At 57.3% G+C, this 23,559-nt stretch carries 20 protein-coding genes; 9 read left to right on the plus strand and 11 right to left on the minus strand.

Features of this window, described 5'->3' with window-relative positions; genetic code table 11:
- Positions 1–359: 359 nt before the first annotated feature.
- The 7 genes from WEB54_RS00070 to rpsU form a co-directional block, all read right to left on the minus strand.
- Positions 360–1,031, minus strand: a complete 672-nt coding sequence (locus tag WEB54_RS00070) for a nitroreductase (RefSeq protein WP_368052604.1) — start codon at positions 1,029–1,031, stop codon at positions 360–362.
- A gap of 21 nt (positions 1,032–1,052) precedes the next feature.
- Complete coding sequence (locus tag WEB54_RS00075; RefSeq protein ID WP_368052605.1) at positions 1,053–2,417, minus strand: sigma-54-dependent transcriptional regulator; 1,365 nt, start codon at positions 2,415–2,417, stop codon at positions 1,053–1,055.
- Positions 2,414–4,618 (minus strand): ATP-binding protein, encoded by a 2,205-nt coding sequence (locus tag WEB54_RS00080; RefSeq protein ID WP_368052606.1) that lies wholly within the window; start codon positions 4,616–4,618, stop codon positions 2,414–2,416. Before WEB54_RS00080 ends, WEB54_RS00075 begins: the two co-directional genes overlap by 4 nt.
- A gap of 310 nt (positions 4,619–4,928) precedes the next feature.
- Positions 4,929–6,773, minus strand: a complete 1,845-nt coding sequence (gene rpoD / locus WEB54_RS00085) for an RNA polymerase sigma factor RpoD (protein WP_368052607.1) — start codon at positions 6,771–6,773, stop codon at positions 4,929–4,931.
- 219 nt (positions 6,774–6,992) lie between these two features.
- Entirely contained in the window at positions 6,993–8,939 is a 1,947-nt protein-coding gene (gene dnaG / locus WEB54_RS00090; protein ID WP_368052608.1) for a DNA primase, read from the minus strand.
- A 216-nt stretch (positions 8,940–9,155) separates the two neighbouring features.
- Positions 9,156–9,602: a GatB/YqeY domain-containing protein gene (locus tag WEB54_RS00095; protein ID WP_368052609.1), complete on the minus strand. Its 447-nt coding sequence runs from the start codon at positions 9,600–9,602 to the stop codon at positions 9,156–9,158.
- A gap of 89 nt (positions 9,603–9,691) precedes the next feature.
- The gene (gene rpsU, locus WEB54_RS00100; RefSeq protein ID WP_028669284.1) at positions 9,692–9,907 is read right to left on the minus strand and encodes a 30S ribosomal protein S21; all 216 of its coding nucleotides are present in this window, start codon (positions 9,905–9,907) and stop codon (positions 9,692–9,694) included.
- A gap of 431 nt (positions 9,908–10,338) precedes the next feature.
- On the opposite strand from rpsU, the gene tsaD reads away from it, so the two are divergent.
- Genes tsaD through folK form a run of 3 tightly spaced genes read left to right on the plus strand, consistent with a single transcriptional unit; the run spans position 10,339 to position 12,287 of the window.
- Complete coding sequence (gene tsaD / locus WEB54_RS00105) at positions 10,339–11,370, plus strand: tRNA (adenosine(37)-N6)-threonylcarbamoyltransferase complex transferase subunit TsaD (RefSeq protein ID WP_368052610.1); 1,032 nt, start codon at positions 10,339–10,341, stop codon at positions 11,368–11,370.
- Positions 11,363–11,746 (plus strand): dihydroneopterin aldolase, encoded by a 384-nt coding sequence (gene folB, locus WEB54_RS00110; RefSeq protein ID WP_368052611.1) that lies wholly within the window; start codon positions 11,363–11,365, stop codon positions 11,744–11,746. The genes tsaD and folB overlap by 8 nt, the downstream gene beginning before the upstream one ends.
- 1 nt (position 11,747) lies before the next feature.
- Entirely contained in the window at positions 11,748–12,287 is a 540-nt protein-coding gene (folK, locus tag WEB54_RS00115; RefSeq protein ID WP_368052612.1) for a 2-amino-4-hydroxy-6-hydroxymethyldihydropteridine diphosphokinase, read from the plus strand.
- Positions 12,288–12,485: 198 nt separating this feature from the next.
- Here the strand turns inward: folK and WEB54_RS00120 are convergent, their stop codons facing one another.
- Positions 12,486–13,121, minus strand: a complete 636-nt coding sequence (locus WEB54_RS00120; RefSeq protein WP_368052613.1) for an arylesterase — start codon at positions 13,119–13,121, stop codon at positions 12,486–12,488.
- A 16-nt stretch (positions 13,122–13,137) separates the two neighbouring features.
- Here WEB54_RS00120 and WEB54_RS00125 point away from each other — a divergent pair, with 16 nt between their 5' ends.
- From WEB54_RS00125 to WEB54_RS00135, 3 genes are all read left to right on the plus strand, one after another.
- A complete protein-coding gene (locus WEB54_RS00125; RefSeq protein WP_368052614.1) occupies positions 13,138–13,830 on the plus strand; it encodes an ABC transporter ATP-binding protein in 693 nt (230 codons plus the stop codon).
- Positions 13,827–16,367 carry an ABC transporter permease gene (locus tag WEB54_RS00130; protein ID WP_368052615.1) on the plus strand — a complete coding sequence of 847 codons (2,541 nt, stop codon included), beginning with the start codon at positions 13,827–13,829 and terminating at the stop codon, positions 16,365–16,367. The genes WEB54_RS00125 and WEB54_RS00130 overlap by 4 nt, the downstream gene beginning before the upstream one ends.
- Before the next feature lie 283 nt (positions 16,368–16,650).
- A complete protein-coding gene (locus tag WEB54_RS00135; protein ID WP_368052616.1) occupies positions 16,651–17,274 on the plus strand; it encodes a peroxiredoxin in 624 nt (207 codons plus the stop codon).
- 265 nt (positions 17,275–17,539) lie between these two features.
- Here WEB54_RS00135 and WEB54_RS00140 read toward each other — a convergent pair whose 3' ends face one another.
- On the minus strand, positions 17,540–18,424 hold the full coding sequence (locus tag WEB54_RS00140; protein WP_368052617.1) for a LysR family transcriptional regulator: 885 nt from the start codon (positions 18,422–18,424) through the stop codon (positions 17,540–17,542).
- A gap of 135 nt (positions 18,425–18,559) precedes the next feature.
- On the opposite strand from WEB54_RS00140, the gene trxA reads away from it, so the two are divergent.
- Positions 18,560–18,886: a thioredoxin gene (gene trxA / locus WEB54_RS00145; protein ID WP_368052618.1), complete on the plus strand. Its 327-nt coding sequence runs from the start codon at positions 18,560–18,562 to the stop codon at positions 18,884–18,886.
- 496 nt (positions 18,887–19,382) lie between these two features.
- Positions 19,383–21,887 carry an acyl-CoA dehydrogenase gene (locus WEB54_RS00150; protein WP_368052619.1) on the plus strand — a complete coding sequence of 835 codons (2,505 nt, stop codon included), beginning with the start codon at positions 19,383–19,385 and terminating at the stop codon, positions 21,885–21,887.
- A gap of 216 nt (positions 21,888–22,103) precedes the next feature.
- Here the strand turns inward: WEB54_RS00150 and WEB54_RS00155 are convergent, their stop codons facing one another.
- Together WEB54_RS00155 and rnt are read right to left on the minus strand one after the other, a co-directional pair.
- Positions 22,104–22,403, minus strand: a complete 300-nt coding sequence (locus WEB54_RS00155) for an MTH1187 family thiamine-binding protein (RefSeq protein ID WP_368052620.1) — start codon at positions 22,401–22,403, stop codon at positions 22,104–22,106.
- Positions 22,400–23,092 carry a ribonuclease T gene (gene rnt / locus WEB54_RS00160; protein WP_368052621.1) on the minus strand — a complete coding sequence of 231 codons (693 nt, stop codon included), beginning with the start codon at positions 23,090–23,092 and terminating at the stop codon, positions 22,400–22,402. The genes WEB54_RS00155 and rnt overlap by 4 nt, the downstream gene beginning before the upstream one ends.
- 137 nt (positions 23,093–23,229) lie before the next feature.
- Here rnt and WEB54_RS00165 point away from each other — a divergent pair, with 137 nt between their 5' ends.
- A complete protein-coding gene (locus WEB54_RS00165; protein WP_368052622.1) occupies positions 23,230–23,526 on the plus strand; it encodes a hypothetical protein in 297 nt (98 codons plus the stop codon).
- Positions 23,527–23,559: the final 33 nt, after the last annotated feature.

The raw sequence follows: 23,559 nt of genomic DNA on the forward strand, positions 1-23,559 counted from the left end.
GGGTCGGCGTGGATCCGTCCATGGAGCCTAGACCGCAGCATCCATGCTGCGGACTACCCCAGATAGGCCTACCCGGCAGCCAACACTTGGTTGGTGGAAACTTGATGCTCCAAAGATAGCCACTCAGAACTACACCGAAGTCTCGGAGTTGGACGCGATTGATTATAAAAGGGGTGCAGGGCGGTTCCCTGCAGCAGCGGGCAGGAAGCCCGCATCCCGTGAAGTGGCACAGGGATGTGCCTCTGAACGGTGGCAGCAGGGAACCGGCCTGTACCCCGAACTCATGCCACCTGTAGATTCAACCACAGCCCCAAACGACAGCCATCTGTAGATTCAACCACAGCCCCAAACGACTCCCATCAGAACCCAAGAAACCGCGCATACTCGTCGAGTGGGGCGCGAGGTGTCTCGAACTGGTTTTCGGGTGCCAGGGGGTCGCCGTAGCCCAGGGCCATGCCGCAGACGACGACTTCGTTGTCGGGGATGAGTAGTTGGTCGCGAATGATGTGTGGGTAGCTGGCGAGGGCGCCGATGCCGCAGCTGTCGACGCCTTCGACCTGGGCGGCCAGGAAGATGGATTGGATGAACATGCCCAGATCCATATAACAACCTTTGCCCATGGCGCGTTCGATGGTGATGACCAGGCCGACCGGAGCGTCGAAGAAGTGGAAGTTGCGACGGTGTTGGGCCAGGCGGCCGGGGATGTCGCGGCGGGCAATGCCCAGGCTGTTGTATAGGGCGTAGCCGACTTCTCGCTGGCGGGCTTTCAGGTAGGCGGGCATGGGTTGCGGGAAGTAGTCGTATTCTTCCGGGCGGGTGTCGGATTGCTCGAACGCATCGCACAGTCGACTGCTGAGCTGGCTGAGTGGCTTGCCGGTGAGCAGGTAGGCAAAGCCCGGTTGCAGGTTGGCACCGCTGGGTGCGCGTCGGGCGCTGGTTAGAATGCGTTCCAAGGTCGCTTTTTCGACGGGCTGGTCGAGGAAGCGGCGGGTTGAGCGGCGGTTTTGCAGGGCATCGGGCAGGGCGGTCATGTCGAGTCGGCTTTGTTGGGTTCAGAGGGTGAAGGCTTCGCGTTTGAGGCCGTATTTTTGCATTTTCTGGTTCAGGGTGCGCCGGGGCAGGTCGAGTACGTCCATGACGGCTTTGATGTTGCCCTTATGGTGGCTGAGTTCGGCGCTGATCAGTGCTTTTTCGACCTGTTCGAGCCTGGCAGAGAGCGAGCCTTCGCCGCTGTGGGCATTGCCCCGGTTGCGCGAACCCAGTTGCAGCAGTTCGGACACTGATACCTGGTTGAAACTGCGCGTCAGCAGGTAACGCTCGGCGGTGTGTCGCAGCTCGCGTACGTTGCCAGGCCAGTCGTGCAGTTCCAGTGCGACCAGATCGTCGTAGCTGAGATCCGGTACCGGGATCTGGTTTTGGGCGCTGGCCTCCTGCATGAAGTGGCTGAAGAGGAAGGGGATGTCGCGCGGGCGCTCACGCAGTGGTGGCAGCTGGATGTCGGCGACCATCAGCCGGTAATACAAATCTTCGCGAAAGCGGCCTTCGTTGGCGGCCTGGCGCAGGTCTTCCTTCGTTGCGCTGAGAATGCGTACGTTAAACGGAATCGGAGTATGGGAGCCGACGCGCACGACCTCGCGTTCCTGCAATACGCGCAATAGCTTGATCTGAAACGCCATCGGCATGCTTTCAATTTCATCGAGAAACAGCGTGCCTTTGTGGGCGGCTTCGAAAATGCCCTTGCGTTGTTTTTGGGCGCCGGTGAAAGCCCCGGCTTCGTGGCCAAAGAGCTCGCTTTCCAGCAGGTTTTCGGGAATGGCCGCGACATTGATCGCCACGAAGGGCGCTTGCTGGCGAATGCTGAGCCGATGCAGGCTGCGCGCGACCAGTTCCTTGCCGGTGCCGGTTTCGCCGGAGATGATCACATCGGCGTTGACCCGGGCCAGCGCCTGAATGTGCTGGCGCAGCGTGCGTATTGGTTCGGAATCGCCAATGATGGTGTCGGCCAGTTCGTCGGTATCAGTGTGCGTCTGGTGTGGTTGGGTGGCCAAATGTACGCGGCGCTGTTCGCTGGCACGCTGGATCATGTCGACCAGACGCTCAGGCTTGTAGGGCTTCTCGATAAAGTCGAAGGCACCAAGCTTCATGGCTTCCACGGCCTGGGCGATGCCGCCGTGTCCTGTGATCAGTATCACCGGAATCGCCGGGTCGACGGCCTTCAGCAGGCTCATGCCGTCCATGCCGGGCATGCGGATGTCGCTGACCACCACGCCATCGAAGTCTGGCGTTAGCAGGGGCAGGGCGGCATCGGCCGAGGCAAAGGTGTGTACCCTGACGTCAGCCAGATCCAGCCATTGCTCCAGTGAGGCCAGTACTTCAGGGTCGTCGTCGATGATGACGGCGGTGGTATCACAAATCATTTCATGGCCTCGGATTGCTGAACGGCAGGGCGCAGAGAGTGAGCGAAGGTCAGGTAAAACACCGTACCTCCACCGGGGTGACTGTTGACCGTTAGCTCTGCACCCAGATCACTGGCCAGATTGTAACTGATTGCCAGCCCCAGCCCCATGCCATCACCAACGGCCTTGGTCGTGTAGAAGGGTTCGAAAATGTGGGCCAGCTTGTCGGCCTCGATGCCTGGGCCGGTATCGCGGATGGTGAGTTGAAGCCCGGTATCGCGGTTCGATTGCGTCGGTGAAGAGTCCGTTGCGTCCAGCGTGATGGTGATGCTTCGGTGTTCGGCGTCGGCCAGGGCATCGATGGCATTGCTGATCAGATTAACCACGATCTGCTCCAACATCATGGTGTTGGCCTGAACCTCACGGCGGGAGCGAATGTCGAGCTGGCAATTGATGTCGGCGGCGAGCAGCCGGGGTCTGAGCAGCTCCAGCGCATAGCGAACAGGGGCTTCCAGGCTGACCTGGGTGGCACCAGTGTTGCGCTTGCCGGAAAAAATGCGCAACTGGCGTGACAGGTTTGACAGTCGGGTGAGCAGGTCTTCAATCTTGCCCAGATTGGTGCCGACGGCATCCAGCTTGCCGCGTTGCAGCAGTAAATGGCTGCTGGCGGCGTAGTTCGAAAGCGCCGTGATCGGCTGATTCAGCTCGTGGGCGATGGCCGAAGACATACGCCCCAATGCAGCCAGTTTCTGGTTCTGAGCGAGTGCCGCCTGGGCCTGTTGCAAATCCCGGGTGCGTTCTTCCACTCGTTGTTCCAGCGCCGTATTGGCGTCTTCCAGGGCCTGCTGAGTGGCGGTCAGTTCGGTGATGTCCTGCACGGTGACAATGTATTCCTGTGCCGATCCAACCCGAATCGGGTTCAGGGTGTAGAGCACCGGGAAGCGGCTGCCGTCGGTGCGCAGACCCTCTGCCCGAACCGTCGCCTGTCCATATTGGCCGGGTTGCCAGGGGGTCAGCAACTGGCCGGGCCGGTGATTCAGATCGTTCTCTGACAGCGCAAAGAGGCGGCGCGCCTGTTCATTGATGAACAGCGGGCGAAACTGGTCGTCCAGATTCAGCAGCCCGGCATCGGTGTTCTGAATGATGGCGCGCTGGTGGTGTTCGCGCTCGGCGGTCAGGCGGCTGATGGCGCGCTGGGCCTCGGTACGGCGACGGCGCTCACGGTAATAAAGCAAGGCACCAGCCAAACTGGCGTAGCCGATCAGCACCAGGCTCTGGCGGGTACGAACGCGGGCCTGGGTTTCGGCCAGCGGCTCGCGCAGATGCATCTGCCAGGGGTAGTCATCAATAGTTGAGGCAAAGACCAATTGGGTTCCGTCATCGCCAAGAGTAAACGTGGACCAGCGCTCCGACTGCCACTCCGTAACCGGTTGCAATTGTATTACCGGGTCCTGCCCGAATTGCCGGGTGCGGGCGAGTTGATCCTGATGGACTTCGCTCAGCGGCCGGGTGGCGTAGTAATGCCAGCGCGGTGACGACGACAGAAAAATAATGCCTTCCTGATCGGTTACCCAAACGCCGTCGCCAGAGGCCTGCCAGCTTTGTTCCAGGGGTTGCAGGTTAATTTTGACCACGATAACGCCATGAATCGAACTGTCGCTGGCACGTACCGGAGCCGACAAAAACAGACCCGGGATTCCCGACGTGGCGCCGACCGCGAAATAGAAACCCGGCTTGCCGTTGATGGCATCGTGAAAATAGGGTCTGAATGCATAGTTGGAACCGACAAAGCTGAATTCGGTCTCGAAATTACTGGACCACTGAGTCATTCCACTGGGGTCCATCAGGAAAATCTCATCGGCCCCGGCCTGTCGCTTAATAGTGCGCAGCAGTATGGACGTTTCCATTGAATTCTCGACCGCCGGTTGCTGCGGGTCCCGTTGCGCCAGCGCGGTAACGATACGCGGATCGTTGGCCAGAATGTGAGGCAGGTACAGATGCCGGTCGATGGACGCCGACAAGGAGGTTTCAAAAGCCCCCAGTCGCTGCTGTGCGCGCTCGGCCGCCTGAGCGATGTCCAGTTGCATCAGGCTGCGCTGTGCCAATACCAGAGCGATAAGGACTAAACCCAGCCCGACAATCAGCCAGAACGGCAACGATCTGACCCAGCGACCGGGTAGACTGCGTTTTTGTAACGCCTGAAGGGATGCAGTAAGCGGCATGAAATTTTATCGTTTTTGTGCCTGAGGCCCAAGTGTACCGCAATGCCTGAAGGGCGCGAACTTTCTGGTTTGTGGTTATCTTTGGGGTTTAACTAAGGTGTCGGTGGCACAGTAAGCTAGCGGCGGATGGCAGGGCTGCTCTTGCGGGGGTATCTGAGGCATGGATGCCGAAGTTAAGCCTACATGGACGTATTTACGGCGCCCCCGCAAGAGCAGCCCTGCCATCCGTTGCGGGTGCAAGGCGATGTCAGTCAACGTCAGGCATAAAAAAACCGCGCCGGGGCGCGGTTTTTCAGTCGGACGTGATGGATCAGTCGTCCAGGAAGCTGCGCAGGTGATCGCTGCGCGTCGGGTGGCGCAGTTTGCGCAACGCCTTGGCTTCTATCTGACGAATCCGCTCGCGGGTTACGTCGAACTGTTTGCCGACCTCTTCCAGGGTGTGGTCGGTATTCATGTCGATGCCGAAACGCATGCGCAGCACCTTGGCTTCGCGCGCGGTCAGCCCGGCCAGCACTTCGCGAGTCGATTCGCGCAGGCCGGTTACCGTGGCCGAGTCGATCGGCATTTCCATAGTGTTGTCTTCGATAAAATCGCCCAGTGAGCTGTCTTCGTCGTCGCCAATCGGCGTTTCCAGCGAAATTGGCTCTTTGGAGATCTTCAACACCTTGCGGATCTTATCTTCCGGCATGTCCATCCGTTCCGCCAGTTCTTCCGGCGTCGGCTCGCGCCCCATTTCCTGCAACATCTGGCGGGAAATACGGTTGAGCTTATTGATGGTCTCTATCATGTGCACCGGAATACGAATGGTGCGCGCCTGGTCGGCAATCGACCGGGTGATTGCCTGACGAATCCACCAGGTGGCGTACGTTGAAAACTTGTAGCCGCGACGGTATTCGAACTTGTCGACCGCTTTCATCAGACCGATGTTGCCTTCCTGAATCAGATCCAGAAACTGCAAGCCGCGGTTGGTGTACTTCTTGGCGATCGAAATTACCAGACGCAGGTTCGCCTCGACCATTTCTTTCTTGGCACGACGTGCCCGGGCTTCACCGATGGAAATGCGGCGGTGAATGTCCTTGATCTCACCCAGAGCAATCTGGCTACTCTTCTGCACATTGCGCAGCTTGCGCTGGGCGCGGCGCAGTTCGACGTCGTAGCGGAAGGCTTCTTCGGCGAACCGGCTGTCTTCGAGCAGGTTGTTCAACCATTCTTCTTCGGTCTCGTGACCGACGAACATCTTGATGAACTCTTTGCGCGGCATGTTCAGATGACGCACGCAGATTTTCAGCAGCTTGCGTTCCTGGTCGCGAATCTCATCAACGGTTTTCTTGATGATCACCAGCGACTCTTCAAACTGACGTGGGGCCAGCTTGAAACAGGAGAAGGTCATGCCCATGGCATCGAGGGCGTTGGTGGCCTCTTTGCTGTAGCGACCCTTCTTCTCGATGACCTTGGTGGCCGTTTTTAACTGTTCGGCCAGCAAGGTGAAACGCTCCCGGGCCAGTTCCGGATCCGGCCCGCCTTCATTTTCATCGTCATCATCGTCGTCGTCATCCGAGGTATCGTCACCCTCGACTTTTTCTTCGATGATGGCATCCGGTGAGTCAGCAGCGGGGGAAGGGTCGGCTTCATCCGGGTCCTGAAAACTGGTCAGGATGTCGGACAGGCGGCCGCCGTCTTCGGTCTGGGTATGGGCATAAGCCGCCAGAATGTTTTCGACGACACCGGGGAAATAAGCCATGGCCTGCATGACTTCACGGGTACCTTCCTCGATGCGCTTGGCGATTACGATCTCGCCTTCACGGGTCAGCAGCTCAACCGTACCCATCTCACGCATGTACATGCGCACCGGGTCGGTGGTGCGACCGGTATCGGTCTCTACCGCTGCCAGTGCTGCAGCAGCTTCTTCGGTAGCGTCGTCATCGGTATCGGCACTGCTTTCATCGGTCATCATCAGTTGTTCGGCGTCGGGGGCCGATTCAAACACCTTGATGCCGATGTCGTTGATCATCGCAATGATGTCTTCCACCTGGTCCGGCGAGTTAATCTCTTCCGGAAGATGGTCGTTCACCTCGGCGTAGGTGAGATAGCCCTGCTCTTTACCGCGGGCGATCAATTCCTTGAGGCGCGACTGTTGCTGAGATTTTTCAGCCATAGAAACCCTGTAAGTTCAGTAGTGGATCATGCGAAGGCAAATAGCCCTTTAGTTTACCGTAAATCAAAGGGTTAGCCAATTTTTGATCAATACAACCTGTTATTGGCCGCATTGAAAGACCTGAGTCAGGTCGAGTTCGTACGCCCGCTATGGAGCGCCAGCAGGACAGCGGGCTGTAGACCCTGGCCGAAGTCAGTTTCTGGTCACAGATTTGCCCTGTCACAGTTTGCGTTTCTTCTGCAGCTCTAAAAAGCGCCGCTTGTCTTCCGGGGAAATGGAAGGGTCTCTTTCGATGATGATGCGCCGCTTGAGTGATTCGTACTCGGCATCAGGAGCCCTCTTGGTTAGGGCGATTACCAGTTTTTCAAGTTCTGCGCGGGCTAACGTCATCGGATCGGTATCGGATGTGTGTTCCTCCAGCCAAAGATAGTCGGATGCCGCAATAGGCGCCAGTGTATCGCGCAAGCCGTGCTGACACAGGTAGTCGAAGGCATGATAGATATCGGCCCTGGGTGCTTCTTGCAGTAACCGTACCACTCGGCTGAGCAACGCCTTGCCTTCCTGTTCGGGCAGATGCTCCAATTGTTCCAGGTTCAGTTCATGGGCCAGATGGGGGTGGCGGATCAGCCACGCCAGGCAGCGATGCACCAGGCTGAACTGCACGCCCAGGTTGGCGCGACTGGCTGGTTTGGATCTGTTGTTGCTTGAGGCATTGCCTGAGTAGCTGCCGGTAGAGTAACCCGAGCCGTACTCGTCATCCGGCCCGTCATAGCTCGGCATCCAGTCATCTGGCATGGCCAGATCCGGGTTATGGTCGGCTGGCTCGGAACGGGCTTTTACCGGTTCCGGTATTACCGGCTTGACCGGGGCGTGAGTCGTCACTATCTGTTCGACGGACAAGCCCACCAGATTCGACAGCTGCTGCATCAGCAACTGGCGCAAAATGCCCTCGGGCATTGGCTCTATCCAGCCCCGCGCCAGACTGGCCAGACGGGCCTTGCCTTCCAGAGTGGTCATGTCAGTCTGGGTTTGCAGGTGCTGAAACAGGAAGTCAGCCAGGCTTTGTGACTGTTTGACGCGGCGCTGAAACCCGTCGAAGCCTTCATTGCGTACCAGCGTATCCGGGTCTTCCCCTTCGGGCAGAAACAGGAATTTGGCCTGTTGGCCGTCCTGAACTTCCGGCAAGGCGTTTTCCAGTGCCCGCAACGCAGCCCGGCGTCCGGCTTCGTCGCCATCGAAACAAAAGATGATTTCCGGAGTCAGCTTGAACAGCCGTTTAATGTGGGTTGGGCTGGTCGCTGTGCCGAGGGTTGCGACTGCGTTTTTAACACCGAACTGAGCCAGGGCGACGACGTCCATATAGCCTTCGACGATGATGATGTTGTCGAAATTGCGCAGCGCCTGGCGGGCTTCATAGAGGCCGTAGAGTTCATTACCCTTGTGGAAGATCGGGGTTTCCGGGCTGTTCAGGTATTTGGGTTTGTCGTCAGGCGTCAGGACCCGGCCGCCAAAGGCGATGGTGCGGCCGCGAATGTCGCGAATCGGGAACATCAGGCGTTGCCGGAAGCGGTCGTATTCACGTCCGTTGTCGTTACGCACCATCATGCCAGTGGCAAACAGCTGCTCGACGCTTTGTTCGGTACCGGCGAAATGCTGTATCAGGTTTTGCCAGCCAGCGGGGGCGTAGCCTATTTGGTAGCGCTGTATTACCTCTTCGCTCAGCCCCCGGCCCAAAACATAGTGCTGGGCAATGTTGGCGTCTGGGTGGTTGTACAGTTGATGCGCGAAATACTCGGCGCTGCTGCCCATCAGGTCATAGAGGGTTCGGCGCTTGCGCTGCTGGGCTTGCTGGGCCGGGTTCTGCTCTTCGCGTGGCACCTCGACACCAGCCGCGCGAGCCAACTCTTCTACCGCTTCAGGGAAGCTGAGGCGTTCGTATTCCTGCAGGAATCGCAATGCCGTGCCGGACGCACCACAGCCGAAACAATAATAGAACTGTTTTACAGAGTTAACGGAGAACGAGGGTGATTTTTCGTTATGAAAGGGACAGCAGGCCCAGTGGTCCTTGCCTTTTTTCTTCAACGGCACACGATGACCGATGATCTCGACGATGTCGGTGCGTTCGAGCAGGTCATCGATGAAATCGTTGGGAATCAGGCCAGCCATAGGTTCCTCAAAGGGATGTACGCGGCGTATTGGACAATCATAACGGGCATTGCCGGTCGAGCAGAAGGCGCGATGGATCCGGTTACGGTCCAGCCTTGGCGTAGCGTTACGACCGTCTGTTTCGGTCGTGAATGCTTGCTAATCGCAAAAAGGCCCGCTTCAGTATGGGTCTTCAGGTGATCAGTTGACGCCAGTCAGGGTCGGGGAACCCCGGGATCAGCCCAGCCGGGCTTTGATCAGTTTGCTCACCGCAGCCATATCGGCGCGGCCTTGTAATTGAGGTTTAAGAACCCCCATTACCTTGCCCATGTCTTGCATTCCTTCAGCGCCAGTGTCGGCGATGGCGGTTTCAATCAGGGCATCAATTTCGTCTTGCGAGAGCGCCGCCGGGAGAAACGTGGCAATCACCTCCATTTCTTCTCGCTCGATTGCGGCCAGATCATCACGTCCGGCAGTCTCGTACTGCGCTATGGAATCGCGACGTTGTTTGTTCATCTTATCGAGGATCACCAATACCCGGGCGTCATCGACGTCTATTCGCTCGTCAACCTCTACGCGTTTGAGCTCAGACAGAATCAGCCGCACCGTTCCCAGTCGCACCTTATCTCTGGCGCGCATGGCATCTTTCATGGCTTCGGTGATCTGTTGCTTGAGCTCAGACATGTCAGGTCAACCCACTTTTAAAGCGATATTTCGGCAACATCAGAAACGGGCAAACAGTGTTATTTGCTCGTTAACCCTGTGCAGAAATCTTAGTACAACCGTACCAAACGCTTGTTTTCACGCTGCAGTTTCTTGGCGTGACGCTTAACCGCGGCTGCTGCTTTACGCTTGCGAACCCAGGTCGGCTTCTCGTAGTGCTCACGACGACGCACTTCAGACAAAACACCGGCTTTTTCACAGGAGCGCTTGAAACGGCGCAGAGCGACGTCGAACGGCTCGTTTTCTCTTACTTTAACTGCTGGCATTAAAAAGACCTTTTCAGTGTGGGTTTGACATCTCGATGCGGGTTCCGGTCGCAGAACCCCCAAATTCGAGGCGCGTGATTTTACGGCCTGAGCCGCTCTCTGTAAAGTCTTCTGATGCAGAGACCGGACTCAGGTGATTTCCTTTATGGCACCGCATTCTTTAAACTCACGCCTCTTTGTAACCCAAAGTTCGAAGTTCGTTAGGGATGTGAGCAATGGCTGCCGGGTACGCCCCTGTGGGGAAGTCCGCAGCATGGATGCTGCGGCCTAGGCTCCATGGACGGATTTACGCCGACCCCACAGGGGCGTACCCGGTGGCCGTTGCGGGCCCATTGCCTCCTAATCAAACCGGGCTCTGAACTTTAGTTGAAACACCACCCGGCCGGCCCCGGCTCAGCTTTGGCGGCCGATTTTGCCCATTGGGAGTCTGAATGCGCGTTCTGGGAATTGAAACCTCTTGCGATGAAACCGGCGTTGCCCTGTATGACTCTGATCAGGGCTTGCTGGCTCATACGCTGTTCAGTCAGGTGAAAATGCACGCTGAATTTGGCGGTGTAGTACCTGAGCTGGCCTCGCGAGATCACATTCGCAAGCTGGTTCCACTGATTCGTCACACCTTCGAACAGGCGGGTTTGCCATTGGGCAGCGTCGATGGCGTTGCCTATACCTCGGGGCCCGGACTGGTTGGCGCCCTGATGGTAGGGGCTTCACTGGCCCGCTCCCTGGCCTGGACCTGGGAGGTGCCCGCACTGGGTGTGCACCATATGGAAGGTCACCTGCTGGCACCTATGCTCGAACCCAATGCGCCGCCGTTTCCTTTTGTTGCCCTACTGGTCAGTGGCGGCCATACCCTGCTGGTCGATGTGCAGGGCGTGGGTGAATATCGCATTCTGGGTGAAACGCTGGACGATGCCGCCGGTGAAGCCTTCGACAAGACGGCTAAAATGATGGGCCTGCCATACCCCGGAGGGCCCTTGCTCAGCAAGTTGGCCGACAGCGGCACACCCGGTGTGTTTGAATTCCCACGGCCCATGGTCGACCGGCCAGGTATGGATTTCAGCTTTTCGGGTCTGAAAACGGCGGTACGCAACACCGTGGCGACCCATGCGGTTGAAGAAGCTGTGCCACCTCAGATAATGGCCGATATTGCCGCTGGCTTCCAAGAAGCAGTCGTCGACACCCTGTCTATTAAATGCCGCCGAGCACTTAAAGAGACAGGCCATCGATCGCTGGTCATCGCCGGCGGCGTCAGCGCGAACCGGCGCCTGCGTGAAAAATTGGAAGCAATGGCCAGCGAGCGCCGGTGCAAACTGTATTACCCGCGTCTTGAGTTCTGCACCGATAACGGCGCCATGATCGCCTATGCTGGCTGGCAGCGGCTGAAAGCTGGAGAAACCAGTCCGCTCGCACTCGACATAAGGGCGCGCTGGTCACTTGATGAACTGGAGGCTGTGCATGGCTGACGATATAGCGGCGGGAGGCCCGGTGTCGGACACGGTATTTCTTGAAGGCCTGCAGGTTGAAACGGTGATAGGCGTTTACGAATGGGAGCGCTCCATTCGCCAAACCTTATGGCTTGACCTGACGCTGGCATTTGATTGCCGGCCTGCTGGCACCAGCGATGACCTGGCCAAAGCGCTCGATTACGACGCCCTGAGCAAGCACATCCGGGCCTGGGCTTCCGAGCAATCCTTCGAGTTGATAGAGACCTTCGCAGAGCAATTGTGCACTCTGATTTACACATTCGCCGACATCCGGGACATCCAGGTGCGCATTAATAAACGCGGTGCTGTGGCAGCCTGTGCCGGAGTAGGCATTCACATCAGACGGACTTTTTAACGTGACTCACTCTTCCCGCCAGACCGACGCCACACTCACCGACGTTGCACTGAGCCTGGGCAGCAATATCAACCGCTACCGGCACCTCGTCAAGGCACTGGATGCCCTGGCGGATGCCTTTGGTGACTTGCGCTGCTCGCCGGTCTACGAGAGTGAGTCGGTTGGTTTCGATGGCAGTAATTTTCTGAATTCCGTGGTGGTGATCAGTACCACGCTCGGGCTTGAAGACATCAGTCCGGTTCTGAAGCAGATCGAGGACGACAACGGCCGCGACCGCAACGGACCCAAGTTCGGCCCGCGGACGCTGGATATAGATGTGCTGACTTACGGAGACCGGGTAGGCGATTACCACGGCATAGAACTGCCACGCCAGGAAACGGCGCGCAATGCCTTTGTACTGAAACCCATGGCCGATATCCTGCCGGATACCCTGATGCCGGGGTCAGGCCTGACTTACGCCCAGTTATGGGCGCAATATCCGAAAGAGAAACAGAAACTCTGGGCGGTACCTTTCGAGTGGCGGGGCCGGGTGTTGTCCTGACTAGCGTTCAGACGTCCGCAATGTGCTGAGCGCCAGATGCCGGGTGTGCTTATCCGGGGAAGTCCGTAGCAGGGATGCTACGGTCTAGGCCCCATGGATGGGTTTATGCCGGCCCCGGATAAGCACACCCGGTGTCTGGGGCGGGCTCCTTGCTTATCAGTTAACTTAACCGCCAAAACTCACGTTGTAATCTTTACGTCAAGATGACGTCTGGCCCAGGGCTTCCCGCACCAGCGGCCATACATTATCGAGAATGATCGGTTGGGCTTCATCGGTAGGGTGCAGGCCATCGTCCTGCATTAATTCGCGGTACTGAGCCACGCCTTCCAGCATAAAGGGCAGGTAAAGCACCTCGTGTTGGTTGGCCAGAGTGGCGTACTGTTCAAAAAACGGCTCGGTGTAGCGAGAACCGAAGTTGGGCGGCAAGCGTATCCCTAGCAGGATGACCTTTGCCCCTGATTGCTGGGCCAGGTTGATCATGTCGCTCAGGTTGCGGCTGATCTGCGGAATCTGGAAGCCACGCAGGCCATCGTTAGCGCCCAGCTCCAGAATCATGATATCCGGTTCGTACTGGTCGAGCAGCGCTGGCAGGCGCTCCAGGCCGCCACGGGATGTTTCACCACTGATACTGGCGTTGATAACTGTAAAGTCCGTATCGCCCTGATCGAGCTGTTGTTCCAGTAGGGTGACCCAGGTGGCCTCAAGTGGCATACCATAGCCGGCGCTGAGGCTGTCACCCATGACCAGCAGCGTATTTGCCTGCAAGGTAGCCATAAGACTGACAGCGGCCAGAATGAACAATCGTCTCGCCTGACGGCGTAATTGAAGACTCATAAGAGACCCAAACAGCATGAATGACACGTCCAAGATAATGATTGAGACCCGGGAGCTTAAACAGGAAGTGGCCAGCGGGGAAGGGTCGCTGGTCATCCTGAAGGGAATCGACATGGCGATTTACGCGGGCGAGAGCGTTGCCATTGTCGGCGTGTCCGGCTCTGGAAAGTCCACGTTGCTGGGCATGCTGGCGGGTCTTGATCGACCCAGTAGTGGTCAGGTATACCTTGCAGGCACCGAAATAACGGCGCTCAACGAAGAACAGCGAGCTTTGTTGCGAGGTGAGCAGGTTGGCTTTGTATTCCAGAATTTCCAACTGTTACCCAGTTTGACCGCGCTGGAGAATGTGATGTTGCCGCTGGAAGTAAAGGGCGCGAAAGAACCGCACGTCCGCGCTGCCCAATGGCTCGAACGCGTCGGTCTAACCGCGCGAGCAACGCATTACCCGTTGCAACTGAGTGGTGGTGAGCAACAGAGGGTGGCGGTAGCCCGGGCGTTTGCCAGTGAAGCTCCGATTCTCTTTGCCGATGAGCCTACCGGCAACCTTGACCGGCGTACCGGAGAAAAAGTCGCTGACCTGTTGTTTTCGCTGAATCGCGAGAGTGGTACGACGCTGGTGCTGGTCACGCATGATCCGAAACTGGCTGCGCGCTGTGATCGGCAGTTGGAAATGGAGGACGGCACCTTGCGCGAGGTGGCGCTGGCATGACGGTGTCTGTGAAATCCGACGCACTCGAATCGGGTGCGAATAAACCCGGCTCAACCCGGTCGCTGGCGTTAAAACTGCTGTGGCGGGATTGGCGCAGCGGTGAACTGAACATTCTGATTGCCGCTTTAATGGTGGCAGTGACCACGGTGACCAGCATTGGCCTGTTTTCCGACCGAATCCGTAATTCGATCCAGGATGAAGCCGGTTCGCTGCTGGCGGCCGACGCCCAGATTCGCAGTCGTAGCGCCAACCCCATCTCTGAGGAGCTACGGCAACGGGCAGAAGCGGCCGGGCTGGCAACAGCAGACATTGTGACCTTTCAGGCCATGGCGTTTGGCAATGACAATGCGCTGCAATTGAGTGCTGTGAAAGCCGTCTCGGCTGAATACCCACTTAAAGGTGAACTGGTGATTGCTGACCAGCCATTTGGCGCGGGGCAATCGGTACATACCGGGCCACCCCCGGGTGAGGCCTGGATCATCTCGCGTTTGTTCCTGTCGTTGGGTATTGGAATTGGTGACACCATCGGGGTGGGCGACGCCAATTTAACCGTGACGGCCGCGCTGATCACCGAGCCGGACGAGGCTGGATCTTTTTTCGATTTTAACCCCCGGGTGATGATCAATGTCGCCGATGTCGAGCAAACCGGCGCTGTGCAACTGGGCAGCCGGGCCCGCTATCGGTTGTTGTTGGGCGGCGATGTCGAACCCTTCCGGGCTCAGGTTGAAGACGGATTACGCCCTGAGTATCGCTGGGCCGATGTGCGTGATGCCAATGAAGGGGTGGCCTCGGCGCTGGATCGGGCCGAGAGCTTTCTGCTGCTTGCCGGTTCGCTGGGTGTCATGCTGGCCGGGGTTGCGCTGGCACTGGCATCGCGGCGCTATGCCAGCCGTCAACTGAGCCATGTTGCCTTGTTGAAGACTCTGGGTCTGACGCCGAATGCCATTGCCCGGCTTTACGCTGGCAATTTATTAATACTGGGCGTGGTCACTGTGTTCGCAGGCTTGGCATTGGGCTGGGTGTTGCACTGGGCCTTCCTTGAGCTGGCGTCTGGCCTGTTGCCGCGAGAGTTGGAGCCCGCTGGTTGGCGGCCAATGTGGATTGGTCTGCTGACCGGTATGGTGTGCCTAATGGCGTTTGCCTTTCCGCCTGTCTGGGTGCTGCGTGAAGTGCCACCGGCGAAGGTATTGCGCTCTGAGCTGGAAGGCGGAACCCTCAGTCAGCGCATGGTGGTCGCCATCGGTGCGGTGGCGGTGGTTGGGCTGGTCTGGTTTTACAGCGGAGATGTGTTGTTGACGGCCGCACTGCTCGGCGGGGGGCTAATCGCCTTGCTGGGTGTCTCACTGATGGCGGCCGTGCTGATTCGTGTGGTGCGCCGCTACGGCAGTCGGTTGGGCACGACCTGGCGACTCGGGTTGTCCAATCTACAACGCCATAGCCGCCAGAATGCGTTTCAGATCATGGTGTTTTCCATCGCACTGATGCTGCTGTTCATTTTGACGTTACTGCGTTCCTCGCTGATCGGTGAATGGCAACAGCAACTGCCGGAAGGGGCACCCAACCATTTTGCATTTAACATCTTCGAAGATGAAATCAGTGGTTTTCAGGGGATTCTTGATGCGAACTCTGTGCAGCGGGAGCCGCTGTACCCAATGATACGGGGGCGACTGACCGAGGTTAACGATGAGGCCCTGTCTGATCGGCTGGATCGGCTTGATCCCAGCGGCGATGATTTCAGGCGCGAATTGAACCTGACCTGGTCCGATACTCTGGCTGACGACAATGCCGTGGTGGACGGGGAATGGTGGCAGCCGGGTGATGCCGAGCGCAATCTGATTTCCGTTGAACAGGATTTTGCTGAGCAACTGGATGTCGATCTGGGCGACAAACTGACCTTCACCATTGGGGGGCAGCCGGTGGATGTGACGGTCAAGAGCATCCGTACGGTGCAGTGGGATAGCCTGGCACCGAACTTTTACGTGATTTTCAGTGGTCCGATTCTGGATGGTGCCGGTGCGGCGTACATCACCAGTTTTTATCTGGATGCCGACCAGAAACCCTTGCTGGCAGAGCTATTGCGCCAGCACCCGACGGTCAGTGTGATTGAGGTCGATGCCATTATTCGGCAAATTCAGGACATTGTTGGACAGGTGACAGTCGCGGTTGAATTCATTCTCGGCCTGGTGTTGGTCGCCGGGTTTATTGTGCTGCTGGCCAGTGTACAGGCGACGCTCGATGTGCGCCTGGTCGAAAGCGCTATTCTGCGCACCCTGGGCGCCCGGGCGGGGCTGGTGCGCGGTGGGCTCTGGATCGAGTTTGCCTCGCTCGGTGCTCTGGCCGGGTTGCTGGGTGCATTGGGTGCGGAGGTAGCTCTGGCCTACTTCCAAACTCAAATGCTAAATCTGGACTGGACGCCACACCTGCTGCTTTGGGTAACCGGCCCGATTCTGGGGGGCGTGGTCATCGGTACTATCGGAGTCGTGTCGACCCGGCGAGTGATTAAAGTGCCGCCGATGGTTGTTCTCAGAAGCGTCTAGGAGTCTGTCGGACTCCTGGACAAGCCGGTCCTTACAATGCGGGCCATTGAAATGGCTCGCATTGCCCTAATCATGTCGCTAAAGGCATTGTTTTTGCTGCCAGGTCTGTCAGTCTGAATTGGAAGTCGAATACTCCCCTGATTTATAATTTTCAGCCATCGGCTTAATCGCTTGTGACCTGGTAACGGGTCGCACAGGGTTATTTAGGCCGCGCAACTGCGCGCCGGGACGGTGGCGCCTGTTCTTTCACCCCTTTAGTCACCAACACTCTCAAGGAGATTTCATGAGCGTATTACTGGGTCGTAAGGCCCCTGATTTCACAGCCCCGGCTGTTAAAGGCAACGGCGAAATCGTTGATAACTTCAGCTTGAGCCAGTCCATCGAAGGTCGCTATGCGTTGGTCTTCTTTTACCCGCTGGACTTTACCTTTGTTTGCCCCTCTGAGCTGATCGCGCTGGACAAGCGTGTTGAAAAGCTGAAAGAGATGGGCGTTGAGGTTATCTCTGTTTCAATTGACTCGCATTTCACCCATAACGCCTGGCGCAACACGCCAGTGAACCAGGGCGGTATTGGCCCGGTTCGCTACACCATGGTCGGCGATATGGATCACAGCATCACCCGTGCCTATGGCGTTGAGTCCGAAGGTGGGGACAGCTATTACCCGCCGGGTGTAGCGTTCCGCGCCTCGTTCGTGATCGACAAGCAGGGCGTGGTTCGTGCCCAGCATATGAACGATGAGCCGATTGGCCGCAACATCGATGAGCTGGTTCGCGTTGTTGAGGCGCTGCAGTTCTTTGAAGAAAACGGCCATGTTTGCCCGGCTGGCTGGCAGAAAGGCGATGAAGGCATGGTTAACACGCCTGACGGTGTCGCTAACTATCTGGGTGCCAACTCCGGCAAGCTCTGAGTTGAGTTGCTCTACAGGAACCCGGCTTTTGCCGGGTTTTTTTTGGTCTGCTCTGTGGCAAGTTGTTTAATTGGGTTGGGTGGCGTTGGTTCGCGTCGGATACCAGTGATGCCCCTGAGGGGTCGGCGTGAATCCATCCATGGAGCCTAGGCCGCAGCATCCCTGCTGCGGACTCCCCCTCAGGGGCACCACTGGCACCCGCCACTCGTTTCTTCAGCGAGTCCGATATCATAAAATGCTGAAACGCTAGGCGGTTAGTTCGTCTTCAAAGCAAGCTATATAGCCTACCTATATGGTTCTGGAAATGGTCCAGAAACAACTGGGTTTTCAGCGGAAGCTGGCGGCTGCGATAAACCACGGTCAGTTGCTGAGCGACCGGTTTTCCTTCCAACGTTACCTCCATCAATGCGCCTCGACGGACGGCGGGTTCGGCCTGGTAGCGGGCCAGGCGGGCGATGCCCAGGCCTCTTACGGCGGCTTGTAATTGCATGTCCGGGCTGTTCAGGACCAGTCGGCCTGAGACCGGTTGCACGGTTAGGGTTTGTCCGGTTCGGAACGACCACTGGGTTTCTCCGGTTTGTAAGATACTGCGGCAGTTGCTGAGGTCAGCCAGGGTTTGTGGTCGGGCGTCGGCGCAGTGGGGAGCGATGTATAGCCCCTGGGGAATGCTCATCAGGGAGCGTGCAATCCAGTCGCTGTCGGGCAGGGGGGCGTCATGGAGCACAAACTGCAAGTCGTGGTCGGGCGAGGGTGACGGGTATTGGCCGTTGTATTGAGTGCAGCTCAGGCTGATGTCTGGGTAGCGTTGCAGAAACTCGCTGATCAGTTCGCCCATCTGGGTGGTGAACAGTTCCTGAGGCATCTGGATGGACAGTTTGCCCTTGGGCTGGCGTTGATAGGCGAGTACTGAGGACTGGATTTCGGCCAGTTCATCGAGGAAAGGTGCTGCGTTGTCGAACAGGCTTTTGCCCGCTTCGGTCAGGTCCATCCGCCGGGTGGAGCGCTCCAGCAGGGTGACGCCGAGTTTTTCCTCAAATTGCCGCAGTTGACGGCTTAGCGTGGATTTCGGCATGCCGCGCCGGGCTGCAGCCGCGGTGATGCTGCCAGCGGTTACGGTATCGACAAAGAGGGACAGGCCATCCAGTTCCATGGTTAGGGATTCTCTTCTTGGGAATTTATTGTTCCAAATATGGCATAAAGATGCTCAAAAATACTGTCTAGTATCGAAAAATAAAGCATTTATGATGGTGGGCATCGAAGTCATTGATCTGAAGAGGTACAAATAATGTCTAATGTGAAGTTGCTGGATGCCAACGAGTTTAATGCGACGGTTGAAGGTGGCGAGGGTCTAACGCTGGTTGATTTTTATGCAGACTGGTGCGGCCCCTGTAAGATGATTGCCCCGGTTCTTGATGACCTGGCCAGCGAATACGAAGGCAAGGTGAGCATCGTCAAACTGGATGCAGACGCTCATCCCGATGTGTTGTCCAAGTATGGTGTGCGCGGTCTGCCGACGCTGATGATGTTTGAAAACGGCAAGCCAGTTGGCACCCGTGTTGGCGCTCAGCCTGCCAGCGCATTGAAAGCCTTTATCGGCGAACATTCTGCTTAAACCGTTTTTTGTAACAGATACTCTCCTTTTTAACCGGGCTTGCCCGGTTTTTTTCATTGGAACTGCGCTAAGCTGTTGATTCGTTCCCTCGTGTCAAAAAACATCAGAAAGCTAGTGCACTGTAACAGACTAAATGTCCTCACCAGCGAGTCGTCAGGCGGCCAGATGCAAGGCGCATTGGCGCAGGAATAGTGGGCCTATTTCAAGCCGATGCAACGCAGTCAGATGGCTGCCTGACGACTCGCCCGAAGGGAGCTTCCAAAAAGCCCACCCCGGCGTTGCCGCTCTTGGAAAGGGAACCACCCTTCCCGGCGAGCGGCGCCTTGTGGTGAACCTTTTGGGAAGCTCTGGTGTGGGCATTTAGTCTGTTACAGTGCACTAGGCTTTGGGTTGGCAAATTGACCCGCAAGTCGCTAAGTTTCAAACCTATGTTTAATTATTGGCTTGGCCGGAGCTTTGGCAAAGGGCACTGCTTTCCATTGATTGGGAGATCATTATGAACCATCTGTTGATTCTGGTTTTGGCGATTGTCGTCAAGCTTGTGATTTTACGCCGGGAAATGGGTGCTCTGGCCCTTGTCGTCGGCTTCACCGTCGTGGGCGTTCTCGGGTTTTGGTGGAATAGCCCATGGTTGGGCGCGTTACTGATTCTCTCCGCAGCGGGCGCGGCAATTGGTGGTTTACCAGCACTGCGCAGCAGCTGGCTGACCCCGAAACTGTTTTCGATCTTTAAACAGGTGGCCCCTAAGGTATCGGATACCGAACGGGTGGCACTGGAAGCCGGTAGTGTTGGCTGGGACGGTGAATTGTTCTCTGGTCGGCCCAACTGGCGAGTGCTGATGGATAACCGCAACAGCGGCCTTACCGACGAAGAGCAGGCTTTTGTTGATCACCAGTGCAGTGTGGCCTCTGGCATGTGCAACGCCTGGGACATTGCCAACGAACGTGCGGATTTACCCGCCGATGCCTGGAATTACCTGAAGAAAGAAGGCTTCTTCGGAATGATTATTCCTAAAGAATACGGTGGGCTGGGCTTTTCGGCCAAGGCGCAATCGGCTGTGCTGCAGAAACTGTCGGTGAATGAATCGCTGATGGTTGTGGTTGGGGTGCCCAACTCGCTCGGGCCGGGCGAGTTGCTGCTGAAATATGGCTCCCAGGAGCAGAAAGACCATTACTTGCCTCGTCTGGCCGATGGCCGGGAAATTCCCTGTTTCGGTCTGACCGGTCCACGTGCGGGCTCTGATGCGACCTCGATTCCCGATACCGGCATTGTGTGCAAAGGCATGCATGACGGTAAAGAAGTGCTGGGTGTACGCCTGAATTTTGAAAAACGCTGGATCACCCTGGCGCCTATCGCCACCGTGGTTGGTTTGGCATTTCGGATGTTCGACCCCGATAAACTGCTGGGCGAGACCGAAGACATCGGCATTACCTGCGCGCTGATTCCCCGTGGCACCGAAGGCATGGAGATCGGTCGTCGGCATGCGCCCATCGGCAGCCCCTTTATGAATGGCCCTATCATCGGTAAAGATGTGTTTATCCCGATGGACTGGCTGATCGGTGGTACTGAGATGGCCGGGCAGGGCTGGCGCATGCTGGTTGAATGCCTGTCTGTTGGCCGGTGCATTACTCTGCCATCTGGCGCTAGCGGTTCAGGCCGGTACATGGTCGGTCTGGCCGGTGGCTATACCCGCATTAGGCGTCAGTTCAATGTTCCGGTGGCGGATATGGAAGGCGTGCAGGTGCCGCTGGCCCGCATCGCTTCCATGGCTTACATCGCCCGGGCCACGGTGCGACACACCGCCAATATGATTGATGCCGGTGAAAAACCCGCGGTTCCCTCGGCCATTTTGAAAAGCCAGCTGACTGAGTTTCAGCGCCAGATGGTGACCGATGCCATGGATGTGCACGGCGGGAAAACTGTGACGCTGGGGCCGCGTAATTATTTGGGTATCGGTTATTCCTCAACCGCCGTGTCGATCACGGTTGAGGGTGCCAACATTATGACCCGCAGTCTGATGATCTTTGGTCAGGGCGCGATTCGCTGTCATCCCTGGGTGCTCAAAGAGCTGGAAGCGAAAGACAACAACGACATCGATGCCTTCGACACCGCCATTTTCGGGCACATTGGCATGGCCGCCGGTAACGTGGCCCGGTCTCTGACTGCAGCCCTGGGCATTCCGACCGGTGAGACGCCGTTTTACGGTGATGCGGGCCGCTACGCGCGGGCGGTGAACCGCTTCAGTGCCTCATTCAGCTTATTGGCTGATGTGGCCATGGGCACACTCGGCGGTGCGCTCAAACAACGCGAAATGTTGTCGGCCCGGCTGGGCGATGTGCTGTCGAACCTTTATATGACCTCGATGGTGCTTAAAGAATGGCACGAGGGCACCAAAGTCGCCGGAGAAGACGCGCTGATGCGGTACAGCTGTGAGTTTCTGTTGTACCGGGCTGAGTTGGCGATCGATGAGATCCTCGACAACCTGCCGAGCCGTGCAGTCGCGATTGCTGTTCGCCCAGTGGTGTTGCCGCTGGGCAAGCGCTGGCCAATGCCTTCCGACAAGCTGGTGGCCCGTATTGCCCGGGATATTTCAACCGATACGCCGCTGCGCAGTCACTTGATTGAAGACACCTGGCAGACGCACGAAGAAGGCCAGCAGGAGAACCCCCTGGCTCGCTATAACGCCTTGCTGAAAGACAATGAGCGTGCGACCAGTTTGTACAAAGTGGTCAACAAAGCCTACGCCAGGGGCGAGTTGCCGACAACGGCACTGCACCCGGAACAGCGTGCCGAAGAGGCCTATAAGGCAGAGCTGATTAGCGAAGAGGATTATAACTTTATGGTGGCCTATGAAGCCGATGTGCTCGACATGCTAACCGTTGATGACTTTGCATTCGATGAGTTGGCGCGCAATAAGAGCAAGATTGTCTGGCACAACGGGCGGCCCAAGGCCAAGCGCAAAGCCGTTCCCAAGAAATCTGAGGCGGCTACGGACGAGTAAAGGGTAAGGCTGGCTGGGTATTATGCTCGGCCAGTGATTAGGGCGAGAATGCGTTGAGACAGAAATTCGTGCTGATTGAACCACTGGCCAACCCTAGGACTACCGGGTACGCCTACTGAAGGTCGTTAGACCGCAGGGATGCGGTCTTCGAGCCCCCATGGATGGGTTCACGGCGTACCTTCAGTAGGCGTAGCCGGTGGTCCGCATGGCACTGAGTTAATTTAACCGGTCTTCCACCGCGCCGATTTTGTCATCGAAGGTCTGGTCCTTATCGGTTCGGGTACCGACCTTGATTGTCGAAGACAGTCGGGTGACGCCACCTTCGTGTAACTCGGTATGGCAAGCCTTGATGGCGGCGAAAACGTCGTCCCAGTCGCCATAGAGGTTGGTGCCGTAGGCGTGCATTCGGGTTTCGATCGGGAAGCGCTGCAGAATGCGCTGGCACTGGGCAATTTCATCGGCAACTGAGACGCCTTCGCCGATCGGGATCACGCAAAGATCGGCCATGCATTTCATGACTTCTGCTCCTGCCGGTCCATGAATTCTTGCTGAGTTTCAAACTCTTCGACGTCTGGTACCAGGGGCCAGCCGCCGAGTTGTTTCCAGCGGTTGACCATATCGCAGAACAGGTCGGCGGTTTTTCGGGTATCGTACTCGGCGCTGTGCGCTTCGCGGTCATTGAATTCAATGCCTGCGGCTTCACAGGCTTTCTTAAGCACGGTCTGACCATAAACCAGACCGGCCAGAGCCGATGTGTCGAAGGTTGAAAAGGGGTGAAACGGGTTGCGTTTAATGTCGGCGCGCTCTACGGCGGCCATCAGAAACGAATGGTCGAAGATGGCGTTGTGACCGACCAATATGGCCCGTTTGCAGTCTTCATCCTTAACGCCATGGCGAACCATTTTGAAAATGCTTTTCAGAGCATCGGCTTCGTCGATGGCATCACGCAGGGGGTTGTGCGGATCAATCCCGGTGAATTCGAGTGCCGCCTTTTCCATATTGGCGCCTTCAAACGGCTTTACATTGAAAAACAGGGTTTTATCCGGTGACAGCCAGCCTTCTGAATCCATTTTCAGAGTAACGGCAGCAATTTCAAGCAGGGCATCGGTGCGGGCATTAAAGCCTGCCGTTTCAACGTCGATGACAACCGGGTAATAACCACGAAAACGCTGCGACAACAGCCAGTGAGCTTCGGGGTGCGACACGCGCGCTCCAGACCAGGAATTTGACGATCATCTTAATGAACTGGTCAGTTATGGCAAGGCGTTTGCTGTGGTTTTATAAATGGGCCATGTATAGGCCACAAATGGGCCGGAAACCGGCAAGATTCTGGAGACGACTGATGACCGTTCGGCAACGATTCGCCCTGGCGCGCCGGGTAGCGGCGATTTCTGGCCGCGACCGCCTGTTAGCACTGGTGTATCACCGCGCCAGTGGTGCCCAAACCGAGTTGGACCTGGTCGACCTGACCCGGGTGTCGGTGTTTGCACAAGAAGGACAGTGTTACTGGCACATCGAAGGCAGAGGCTGCAGCGAAGCCATTGTCCCGATGGATATACCGGGCGAATCCCTGATTCGCCAGTACCTGACTGAGTGGCGCGGTTTTGAACTACGATGGCCTGGCGCGGTTTGTCAGTGAGGCCGAGCTGCAGGTGTGGCCGCTTTAATCCCG

The sequence above is a fragment of the Saccharospirillum sp. genome (assembly GCF_040881935.1).
Taxonomy (GTDB): domain Bacteria; phylum Pseudomonadota; class Gammaproteobacteria; order Pseudomonadales; family Natronospirillaceae; genus Saccharospirillum.

Coding starts and splice junctions, on each gene's coding strand:
- tsaD (WP_368052610.1), top strand. CDS start 10,339: ATGCGCGTTCTGGGAATTGAAACCTCTTGCGATGAAACCGGCGTTGCC.
- WEB54_RS00075 (WP_368052605.1), bottom strand. CDS start 2,417: ATGATTTGTGATACCACCGCCGTCATCATCGACGACGACCCTGAAGTA.
- WEB54_RS00155 (WP_368052620.1), bottom strand. CDS start 22,403: ATGAAATGCATGGCCGATCTTTGCGTGATCCCGATCGGCGAAGGCGTC.
- rpsU (WP_028669284.1), bottom strand. CDS start 9,907: ATGCCAGCAGTTAAAGTAAGAGAAAACGAGCCGTTCGACGTCGCTCTG.
- WEB54_RS00080 (WP_368052606.1), bottom strand. CDS start 4,618: ATGCCGCTTACTGCATCCCTTCAGGCGTTACAAAAACGCAGTCTACCC.
- trxA (WP_368052618.1), top strand. CDS start 18,560: ATGTCTAATGTGAAGTTGCTGGATGCCAACGAGTTTAATGCGACGGTT.
- WEB54_RS00135 (WP_368052616.1), top strand. CDS start 16,651: ATGAGCGTATTACTGGGTCGTAAGGCCCCTGATTTCACAGCCCCGGCT.
- rpoD (WP_368052607.1), bottom strand. CDS start 6,773: ATGGCTGAAAAATCTCAGCAACAGTCGCGCCTCAAGGAATTGATCGCC.
- WEB54_RS00095 (WP_368052609.1), bottom strand. CDS start 9,602: ATGTCTGAGCTCAAGCAACAGATCACCGAAGCCATGAAAGATGCCATG.
- WEB54_RS00120 (WP_368052613.1), bottom strand. CDS start 13,121: ATGAGTCTTCAATTACGCCGTCAGGCGAGACGATTGTTCATTCTGGCC.
- WEB54_RS00140 (WP_368052617.1), bottom strand. CDS start 18,424: ATGGAACTGGATGGCCTGTCCCTCTTTGTCGATACCGTAACCGCTGGC.
- WEB54_RS00165 (WP_368052622.1), top strand. CDS start 23,230: ATGACCGTTCGGCAACGATTCGCCCTGGCGCGCCGGGTAGCGGCGATT.
- WEB54_RS00150 (WP_368052619.1), top strand. CDS start 19,383: ATGAACCATCTGTTGATTCTGGTTTTGGCGATTGTCGTCAAGCTTGTG.
- folB (WP_368052611.1), top strand. CDS start 11,363: ATGGCTGACGATATAGCGGCGGGAGGCCCGGTGTCGGACACGGTATTT.
- WEB54_RS00125 (WP_368052614.1), top strand. CDS start 13,138: ATGAATGACACGTCCAAGATAATGATTGAGACCCGGGAGCTTAAACAG.
- WEB54_RS00070 (WP_368052604.1), bottom strand. CDS start 1,031: ATGACCGCCCTGCCCGATGCCCTGCAAAACCGCCGCTCAACCCGCCGC.
- dnaG (WP_368052608.1), bottom strand. CDS start 8,939: ATGGCTGGCCTGATTCCCAACGATTTCATCGATGACCTGCTCGAACGC.
- WEB54_RS00130 (WP_368052615.1), top strand. CDS start 13,827: ATGACGGTGTCTGTGAAATCCGACGCACTCGAATCGGGTGCGAATAAA.